At 42.9% G+C, this 8,908-nt stretch carries 12 protein-coding genes and 2 tRNA genes; 4 read left to right on the top strand and 10 right to left on the bottom strand.

The annotated features are described in order from the left end of the window. Positions 1-3: 3 nt before the first annotated feature. Together FJ354_06020 and FJ354_06015 are read right to left on the bottom strand one after the other, a co-directional pair. Positions 4-87: transfer RNA gene (locus tag FJ354_06020), tRNA-Ser, on the bottom strand. A gap of 79 nt (positions 88-166) precedes the next feature. Continuing rightward, positions 167-700, bottom strand: coding sequence for a ferredoxin family protein (locus FJ354_06015; GenBank protein MBM3906215.1), 534 nt, complete (start codon positions 698-700; stop codon positions 167-169). 146 nt (positions 701-846) lie between these two features. Between FJ354_06015 and FJ354_06010 the strand changes: the two genes are divergently transcribed. Continuing rightward, positions 847-1,512 carry a translation initiation factor IF-6 gene (locus FJ354_06010; protein ID MBM3906214.1) on the top strand — a complete coding sequence of 222 codons (666 nt, stop codon included), beginning with the start codon at positions 847-849 and terminating at the stop codon, positions 1,510-1,512. Here the strand turns inward: FJ354_06010 and hisS are convergent. Next, the gene (hisS, locus tag FJ354_06005) at positions 1,502-2,776 is read right to left on the bottom strand and encodes a histidine--tRNA ligase (protein ID MBM3906213.1); all 1,275 of its coding nucleotides are present in this window, start codon (positions 2,774-2,776) and stop codon (positions 1,502-1,504) included. The genes FJ354_06010 and hisS overlap by 11 nt on opposite strands. 82 nt (positions 2,777-2,858) lie before the next feature. Between hisS and FJ354_06000 the strand changes: the two genes are divergently transcribed. Both FJ354_06000 and trxA read left to right on the top strand, forming a co-directional pair. Then, complete coding sequence (locus tag FJ354_06000; protein ID MBM3906212.1) at positions 2,859-3,275, top strand: archease; 417 nt, start codon at positions 2,859-2,861, stop codon at positions 3,273-3,275. A gap of 27 nt (positions 3,276-3,302) precedes the next feature. Continuing rightward, on the top strand, positions 3,303-3,707 hold the full coding sequence (gene trxA / locus FJ354_05995; GenBank protein ID MBM3906211.1) for a thioredoxin: 405 nt from the start codon (positions 3,303-3,305) through the stop codon (positions 3,705-3,707). Here trxA and infB read toward each other — a convergent pair. From infB to FJ354_05960, 7 genes are all read right to left on the bottom strand, one after another. Continuing rightward, positions 3,698-5,482, bottom strand: coding sequence for a translation initiation factor IF-2 (gene infB, locus FJ354_05990; protein MBM3906210.1), 1,785 nt, complete (start codon positions 5,480-5,482; stop codon positions 3,698-3,700). The genes trxA and infB overlap by 10 nt on opposite strands. A gap of 7 nt (positions 5,483-5,489) precedes the next feature. After that, entirely contained in the window at positions 5,490-5,891 is a 402-nt protein-coding gene (locus FJ354_05985) for a nucleoside-diphosphate kinase (GenBank protein MBM3906209.1), read from the bottom strand. Positions 5,892-5,904: 13 nt separating this feature from the next. After that, positions 5,905-6,105 carry a 50S ribosomal protein L24e gene (locus FJ354_05980; protein MBM3906208.1) on the bottom strand — a complete coding sequence of 67 codons (201 nt, stop codon included), beginning with the start codon at positions 6,103-6,105 and terminating at the stop codon, positions 5,905-5,907. Between the two features lie 4 nt (positions 6,106-6,109). Beyond that, positions 6,110-6,325, bottom strand: coding sequence for a 30S ribosomal protein S28e (locus tag FJ354_05975; protein MBM3906207.1), 216 nt, complete (start codon positions 6,323-6,325; stop codon positions 6,110-6,112). Then, positions 6,325-6,702, bottom strand: a complete 378-nt coding sequence (locus tag FJ354_05970; protein MBM3906206.1) for a 50S ribosomal protein L7ae — start codon at positions 6,700-6,702, stop codon at positions 6,325-6,327. The genes FJ354_05975 and FJ354_05970 overlap by 1 nt, the downstream gene beginning before the upstream one ends. A 63-nt stretch (positions 6,703-6,765) precedes the next feature. Beyond that, on the bottom strand, positions 6,766-8,112 hold the full coding sequence (gene glmM, locus FJ354_05965; protein ID MBM3906205.1) for a phosphoglucosamine mutase: 1,347 nt from the start codon (positions 8,110-8,112) through the stop codon (positions 6,766-6,768). Between the two features lie 19 nt (positions 8,113-8,131). Further along, positions 8,132-8,626: a hypothetical protein gene (locus tag FJ354_05960; protein MBM3906204.1), complete on the bottom strand. Its 495-nt coding sequence runs from the start codon at positions 8,624-8,626 to the stop codon at positions 8,132-8,134. 182 nt (positions 8,627-8,808) lie between these two features. Between FJ354_05960 and FJ354_05955 the strand changes: the two genes are divergently transcribed. Next, positions 8,809-8,896, top strand: a tRNA-Leu gene (locus tag FJ354_05955). Positions 8,897-8,908 lie beyond the last annotated feature (12 nt).

Raw genomic sequence — 8,908 nt, 5'->3', positions numbered from 1 at the left:
AAGCGCAGAGAGAGGGATTTGAACCCCCGAATGCTTGCGCACACAGGCTCTCAAGGCCCGCGCCCTACCGAGCTAGGCGACCTCTGCGAAATTCGGTGATATGAACTGGTTAAAATTTGTTTTAGTAATTTAGAAAATTAAAAGAAAAGAAAAAAGTTATTTTTCTTTAGTCGTGTGCGTGTGGATTTTCTCCACCTTCTAGTTTGACATATGTTCCTGCTGCTTTCTCGTGGTGCTCTAGGTTTGATTGATCAACCTTAATAGCTTGAGGTGGGCAGACTGAAACGCATGCCATGCACCAGATACAATCATGTTCTCTGATTGGATCTGCTTTGTCGGTGTAGTCTTTGCGCTCTTCTTTTACTGAAGAACCGGTACCTGCGAATGTCTTTCCAACAATATCTTTTGCTGGAACGTCCATCTCAGTTCTGTACCATTGGAAAACTTGTACTGGGCAAGCTTCGATGCATGCACCGTCTGCTACACAAGAATCCCAATCGACTGCGACCATTGTGCCACTGACGCCTAATGGAACTTGTGTTTCACCGCGGGATTCGTAAGCTGCGATAACTTCATGGTTTGAGAAACATTCAGCGTCGCTTCTTCCTGGGCCCCATCTAAAGTGAAAATGTTCGCCATCAGAGTGGAAAATTTTTCCAAGTGGCTTTAGTCCTTGTGGGAATTGCTCTTCTATTGGCATGAGACTGCTCTAATGAAATGTTATTTAAATCTAAACAAAATTAGTGGAAACTAAACTTGGATTTTGCAAAAAATTATCGAATTATAACACCGTTTGAGTCTGATCGCACCTTTACGTTCATATCTTTTTGTTTGCAAAAATGGTAGTTGGATATTTTCAAATATGATGTTTATCGGGGCCCAAACATCGGCATTTACACAAAGACAAATGACGAGTTTGTTTTTGTGCCAAACGGATTTGCCGACACCAAGGCAAAGACTCTGGCATCTCATCTCAAAGCAGAATATGTCTTTGCATCGGTAGCAAACACTAGGGTCTTGGGCACAATGATGGTGATAAACAATAACGGAGTGTTGCTGCCTAGCCTGTGCTCGCAGTGGGAAATAGACCACATGAAAAAAACAACCAAGCTCAATGTTGGAGTTTTGGATACTAAACACAATGCACTTGGGAACCTGATTGCGGCAAACGACAGGGGCGGAGTCGCGTCTCCGAAAATTCCAAGCGAGGCAGTCAAGACAATCAAGGACACGCTTGGAGTCGAGATAATTCAGAAAAAGGTCGCAGGCTACCACCAGGCAGGTGTTATGGTATGCGCCAACAACATCGGTGGAATAATCCATCCAGAGACAGACGAAGAAGACATCAAGTCAATTTCTGATGTGCTAAAGGTAAAGCTGGAACCGGCCACAATAAATGGCGGAATTCCATACATTTCATCAGGGATACTTGCAAATAACAAGGCAATAGTTGTCGGAAACATGACCAACGGTCCTGAGATAATGATGCTAACCCGCGCATTCACAGAGTAAACAGGGATTTTACATTAGAAAACAACGAGTCTATTTGCGTGATTGTTTCCTTACCATCAAACATGTTTTTGACTATGACCTGATTTTGCGAGTATTCCTTTGGAGCAATTATTACCGCAAATTTAGAGTTTGATGCATTTTCCATTTGTTTTTTGAATGGCCTTCCTAGCAGATCAATTTCTATTGCAAGTCCTCTTTCTCGTAGTCTTGATGCAATGTTCATTGCTGGCCTTGCCATCTCTTCATTAACAAACAATACTGCAATTGTGGTAGTAGATTCGATTGTTTGCAGTCCCTGTGCTTCCAGTGACAGAATTATTCTTTCCACTCCTCCCGCAACGCCGGTTGCGCCAATGTCTTCTCGTCCAAATGCCTTCGGTAGACTGTCGTATCGACCGCCACCGACCAATGCCCCAAAGCTAGTCGAGCTGTCAAATGCCTCAAAGACGATTCCAGAGTAATAGTCAAGGCCGCGAACTATTCCAAAATTGATACGAATGTTTGCAACGCCCCTATTTTTCAGAGAGGAAAACAGCTCTTTCAGCTCGTCCCAGGCTTGGATTCCAGAGATGTCAAAGACAGACTCAACTTCGTCTGGTTGACCCTTGATTTTGGAGAATTCTAGGATTTGCTCAAGCTTTTCTTTGGAATAGCCCTTTTGCGCATACTCCGATATGATTTCGTCCTTTTTCTTTTTCTGGATTTTGTCTATTGCGCGGAAAATATCTCCAATTGTATGCGAGTCTGCTGAGCCAAAGATTCTGCTTACGACAGACTCGACCAGCTTTCGGTGAGAAATATCAATTGTGATGTTTTTGAGATTCAGTTTTGAGAAAAACTTTGATGTGAACTCGATTATCTCCGCGTCTGACTCTAGGCTTGGCTTGCCATAAACTTCCAGATCCCATTGGTGAAAGTATCTGTATCGGCCTTTTTGCGGCTCGTCATATCTCCAGACTCCACCAAACGCAGAAATCTTGGCAGGCATTTTCAGTGACTTTTGCTCAACTACATATCGAGTCAGGCCGACTGTAAAGTCAAATCGCAGCGCAATTTCCCTATCACCCTTGTCCTTGAAAAAATAAATCTCGTCTCGTATTGCTGGGCCGGACTTTGCCTCAATTACAGAAACCAGTTCCAGTGGTGATGGTGCCATGAAATTAAATCCAAATGATTTTGATGTTTCTAGAAATTTTTGCCGAACAAACTCGATTTTTGACTGCTCAGCAGAATCAAAATCTTTCATTCCTCGTGGTAGATTCAACTTGGAAAAACTTTCATGCTAATAGATTTAGATGTTGTTGTTTTGTCTTACTTTTAATAACAGAAAACATAACCCGAACTAGTTGAGCTACAAGAGCCTAGATCACGCAACTGATGCAATCTTTGAAGTGAATGCGGATAACCTAGATGATGCGTTTGTTGCAGCAGCAAAATCGGTAATAGATACAATTTTGGATACAAACACCATAGAGGAAAAAGAAGATAGAACGCTTACAGTCTCTGGAAAGGATCTTCGGTACTTGCTGTACAACTGGCTTGAGGAGCTCATAATTTTGACCATAACCGACGGGTTTGCGGCAAAAACAATCACAGTCAAATTAGAGAAAAATTCTGAATACCGCATTTATGCAAAACTTCAGGGCGAAAAAATTGACATCAAAAAACACCACTTTAGAGTCGAGATAAAGGCGCCGACATTTCATGAAATGGAGATTAGACAAAACGGTGCAGTATACATGCGATACTTGCTTGATCTGTAGAAATTAATATTTCAGATAGAGACAAAAATCATGGACGACATAGAACTAGAGAAAATAAAACAAAAAAAGCTTGCAGAGATGATTGCGCAACAACAAGAGTCCATTGCGCAAAGCCAAGTCCAGGTGGTTGAGCTAAATTCTGCAAATTTTGATGAAATTACATCGCGTGGATTAGTTCTAGTCGATTTTTGGGCAGAATGGTGTGGCCCGTGCAAGATGATGCATCCGGTTTTTGAGAGAATGGCAAAAAAATACCGATACATCAAATTTGCGCGAGTAAATGTGGATCAAAACCAAGACATTTCAATGAAATTCGGGGTTCAGGCAATTCCTACATTTATCATGTTCAAGGATGGCAAGCAGGTGGACAGAATGATGGGTGCAGTAGGCGAGCCAGGAATTCATATGATTGCCAAGAAATATCAGATATAGCCGTAAGAGGCGTCCTTTGCGCGCAATAACACTACAATCTCGTTGAAGACAGCTTGTTGTTCTGGACTAAGCTTGTGCATGAATTGCTCCAAGATTAGTTTGGCCTCGCGAGAATTCGGCATTGAATAGAACACGTCTTCTTCTGATATTTGGCGCCCTATGGTAACATCCTGAATGGAGCAGGCCACTTCTTGGCCTAGTATTGCAGTGTCAATCGATTTTTTGCCGTCCTGGAGCTGGTGTATTCTACCAACTTTTTTGCCGTCACTTTTCATGATTTGGATTTTTTGCTTTACTTTTCCAGCATCCACACGTATGCCAAACACTGCCGGGTTGCTGTTCCTAAAGATAAAGCCCTTGAGAAACGTGAACTTGCAAATAGGTGTGATCTCTGAGAAGACCGCGTTTTCCTCGTTTGCCTTGTCGTCATCAACCCATAGTGTGTAATTGTCAATTAGGCTATAGATTACCTGGTCATTGAAAGTTTTGATGTGGTGGTTGTCTGCTTCTTCTTGAGCGTCAGGCAATGTCTTCACATTAAATGCCAATATCACACCTAGGTGCCTGTCGTTTTCTTTGATTGCTTTTGCCTCCATTACATCGCGTCTGTTTACGTGACCAATGTCGGCCTTTGCTACCGGAATTTGCTGGCGCCTTAGCATCTCAGTTATTGCCTCCAGTGAGCCAATCGTATCGCATTTGAGGATGACTCCGTTTGTCTGAGTATCGATAAAGACTGACTTCATTTCAGACTCGATTATTCTTTTGAATTCTTCGATCTGGGATTCCTTGTTAGTGACATAGAGAGTGCTTCCAGGTAGAACTCCCTCTAGGTCTGGCGAGGCAATCTTTATTCCAGCTGCTGCAATGACTTCGTCTACGGGCTTGAATTTGTCTCGAGGATCACGCATTTCATCAAGCGGCTTTGGCAGCAATAGTGCCTTTGGCTTTAATACGATCACGGAATCGCGCTTTGCCACAACTACAGAGTCTCCTTTTTTTATCTGACCGTCAATGAGTATCATGTTTGCCGTGGTCCCAAGGCCTACCTCATCGTTTACTTCGAGAATAATTCCGCGGCTTTGCTTTTCTTCTTGGGATAGTCTTTTTTGCATGTATTGTTGCGTTAGGCCTACCAGCACAGTGAGTAATTCTGGAATACCGACGCCAGTTCGTGCACTCACTGGTACAATTGATACTTCTTTTCCAAAGTCTTTTACTCTATAGAATGCTTCTGACTCGAATCCAAGAATTGAAAGTGTTCCCACGACATTATAGATCTGCTCATCAAGTGTTGTCTGGATAAACTGGTCCTGCTTTTTTATTGCCAAAGAAATGTACGGAGTGTCTGCTGGGCGCCAGCCTGGAATCTGGTCTACTTTGTTTAGTGCTACAACAAACGGGACCTTTCTTGCTTGGAGGATTTTTAGTGACTCATTTGTTTGTGGTTGGAATCCTCGATTTGTGTCAACTACTAGTATGGCAATATCTGCTGCAGAACCACCACGTGTCCTAAGATTTGTAAAGACTTCGTGTCCTGGTGTATCAATTACCAAAAGGCCTGGAACGTCGTGTTCCGTTTTTGTGAGTTTTTCTGCGAGCTGACCGCACATTTGCTTTATGGTATCAGATGGTAGAAAGCTTGCTCCAATATGCTGTGTGATTCCGCCCGCTTCCCTTCCCTGGACGCCGGTTCCACGAATTTTGTCTAATAACGATGTCTTGCCAGAATCTACGTGGCCTAGAACTGCCACAATTGGCTGTCGAATTCGCAAGGTCCGCTCACTCGAACACTACCTTTGCTTCTTTTTCAAAATTTTCCTTAGAGTCAGATGCGTGAATGATATTGTCGGATATGCCAAGACCAAAATCGCCGCGAATGGAGCCCGGGGCTGCCTCGTATGATTTTGTGGCACCAACTAGAATTCTAGTCGTTGCAACTGCATTGTTTCCCTCAATTACTGTAACCACTACTGGACCTGACGTGATAAAGTCGACTAGCTCGCCAAAGAACGGCTTGGTATTGTGGACCGAGTAGAACTCTTGAGCTTGTGCTTTTGTGAATGTAAACATTTTCAGTTTTAGAATTTTGAATCCTTTGGTCTCAAATCTTGCAATGATCTGTCCTACTAGTTTTCTAGCTACCGCGTCTGGTTTGACTATAAATAATGTTTGTTCGCTCAATTTGATTCAGAAATTATTTCTTGATAATTCCGCCCTTTTGATATTTTTTTGTCCACTTTAACGTTCTTGGGTCTCGCTTCAATTCCAACATGTTCTTTTTGCATTTTGGTGAACAGAACCACAGCACGGTGCCGTCGTTTTTGACTAGCATTGTACCTGAGCCCTTGGCTACTGGTTTGCCACAAAAACTGCATGGTTTAACGATTAGACTCATTTAATCACCTAATTTTTTTGGCCTCGCGTTCAGTTTCTCGAAGCATCAAAGTATCAGACAATCGTACTGAACCCTTGACGTTTCTTGTCAAGACTCGACCCTTGTCGCGGCCTCCAAGAACCTTAACGCGCACTTGAGTGATTTCCCCCGCAATGCCGGTCTTGCCTACAATTTGTATTACTTCTGCTGGCACTACCTCATCAGTCTGGGAAGTACTCACTAATTGCCACCTTTAAGTTTCTTAATTGAAGCTACTACTTCTTCGATAATGTGGTTTGCGTCGCCGGCATCCAAAATTGCAGCTGCTGCAGAAGTCACATCAATGCCTAGTGCTTTGCCTAGTTCTTGCTTTGATGGTACAAACGCATATGCGGCATTTTGCTCTTCACAGATAATTGGAAGATGCGCTACCACTTCTGGTGGTTCTACATCTTCTGCAATAACTATGAGTTTGCTTATTCCGCGCTCAATTGCCTTTGTTGCCTCATTGGTGCCTTTTCGTACCTTTCCGCTGCTTGATGCAACTCTGACTGCTTCCAGAATTGGATTAACAAGATCAGCTGGTGTCTCGAATTTCACATAGTAAGCTTTACCCAATTAAATCACCCGTAGGGATCATCTCCATTCCTTCAGTCGTTTAGAATCGCCTTATTAGTGTTATTAGTTGCCAAGCATGGACTTTACTTTTTTGAGATATCTTGACATTATTTGCTCAAGTCTTTGTTGCGAATCAGCCTCTGCATAGATTCGCGCTATCGGTTCGGTTCCGCTTGGTCTAATCATCACCCAGTTTTTCTCGTCAAAGATTATTTTTATGCCGTCTGTTGTGTCAGAGTTTTTGTGTTCTTTTTTTAGGGTGTTGATTATTTTTCTTGCCTGAACTCGGGTGCAAGAAATCTTGTCCTTTGTGGTATAGGTTTGTGGGATTTTTTGCATCTCTTTTGTAATTGTACGATTAGAGTTTGCAAGCATGTCCAATGCGAGTGCCAATGCCATGCATCCGTCACGAACTGCGTTGTGCTTGCCATACATGAATCCGCCGTTTTCCTCAAAACCGATCAGTGCCTTTTGTGGGACCATTTTGCGCGATACCTCAACGCTGCCGACCTTGGTGCGGATAACTTTGGATTTTGTTTTTGTCGCAAGTGTTTCAATTGCGGAGCTAGAATTAAGGCAGGTCACTATTTTGGATCGCGGATATTTGTTTAGAATATGATTAGATAATAATAATGCAGATTTGTCGCCCGTGAGAACTTTTCCCTGATCATCACAAAAGATGCTTCTGTCCCCATCACCATCGAATGCGATTCCAAGCACCGCCTTATTTTTACAAACAAGAGCAGTTAGCTTTTGCAGATTTTGCGGTGTCGGCTCGGATCCTCTGCCGGGAAACTGTCCGTTTACTTTTTCATTAATCAGAAATGTTCTGCATCCAAGTTCCTTGCATAAGATAGGTGCTGCAAATGCTTGCGCCCCATTTCCAATATCCAGGGCAACTTTGAATTTCTTTGAACGTATTTTTTTCCAGTTTACCTGCGACTTTATTGCGGAAATATAGGTCGGAATTATTCTTGGTTCTGTGCCTGTTTTGCCTATTTTGGAGAACTTTGGCCATTTTTTGGTAAAATAGATTTTCTCTATTTTTGTCTCATCCTCCCGAGATATCTCTACGCCGTCCTTTGCCACGGGCTTGATTCCGTTGTATTGCGGTGGGTTGTGAGACGCAGTAATCATTATTCCACCTGAATAGCCAAGCTTTTTTGTTGCATATTCCAGTGCAGGGGTTGGAACTAGTCCTCCCAGATTACAGTCTAGGCCACAATAATTCAGAGTGGAGCATACTACCTTTGCAACCAAAACGCTAGAGTCTCGCCCGTCGTATCCTACCAGAATTGGACCTTTTTTGAAATAAGTGGCAAGCGATAGGGTCAGATCATGGACAAATTCCAGGGTAAAGTCTTTGCCAAAAACACCCCTAACCCCGTTTGTGCCAAAAAGCTTGCCCATTGACTTTGGATTTGGGCGGTTAGATTTGTGCTTTGTTGACTGTCCTTTTTGCAAAAAAGGTGCCTGTCGCCATAATTATGACGGCTGCTATCAAAAACAATACCCAGTCATAGCCAATCAAAAATACGGTCTTTCCTAAAAACGGGATCAATAACGGAAACGAGCTGCCGATTGTACCAGACAACAACACATCAAATGAGACATGAGTCAGAACTGACGCAATCGATATCGCTCCAAGTCGATAGTCCTTTTTGCCCAGAAAATACATCATTAGTGGAACTGAGATAATTGCAAAGACAAATGAGTGGCCGAGTCTTGGAATCGCTTCTAGATTTAGAAACTGAATTAGGTGATCCGCATCAAGCGCAATTGGAAAGAGTCCTGCCAGTACAACATACCGGATGCTCAGCGATGCAACTCCCGCAATAAGACCAAATGTAATGTGCCCCATTACATGTTCAATTGATATTCCGCTTACCTCTAGTGGATTGCCAATGACATATGGCTTTGGCATATGGTCGCCAAATATTGGAAACAGTCCAATTACTGAAAATGCTGTGGCAAGGCCAGCATACAGACCACTTGATTTTATTATAAACTTGAACAGATTTTGACATTATTATGCTGTAATTTTTAGGAATCGATCTTTTGCACCAAATGGTAACCAATAAGTTTGTGTGGAATTTGAGCAATGATGCGGGGGTCGCCAAGCCTGGTCAACGGCGTAAGGTTTAGGCCCTTATCTCTTAGGGGTTCGTGGGTTCAAATCCCACCTCCCGCACCATTTTTGATTTTG

The sequence above is a fragment of the Nitrososphaerota archaeon genome (genome assembly GCA_016872055.1).
Classification (GTDB): Archaea; Thermoproteota; Nitrososphaeria; order Nitrososphaerales; family Nitrosopumilaceae; genus Nitrosotenuis.
This window is presented reverse-complemented; position numbering and strand designations above follow the sequence as displayed.

What these genes read in the sequence shown, in the direction of transcription:
- FJ354_06015 (MBM3906215.1), bottom strand. Translation starts at nt 700, where the DNA reads ATGCCAATAGAAGAGCAATTCCCACAAGGACTAAAGCCACTTGGAAAA.
- FJ354_05980 (MBM3906208.1), bottom strand. Translation starts at nt 6,105, where the DNA reads ATGAGTCTAATCGTTAAACCATGCAGTTTTTGTGGCAAACCAGTAGCC.
- glmM (MBM3906205.1), bottom strand. Translation starts at nt 8,112, where the DNA reads ATGGGCAAGCTTTTTGGCACAAACGGGGTTAGGGGTGTTTTTGGCAAA.
- FJ354_05960 (MBM3906204.1), bottom strand. Translation starts at nt 8,626, where the DNA reads ATGCCAAAGCCATATGTCATTGGCAATCCACTAGAGGTAAGCGGAATA.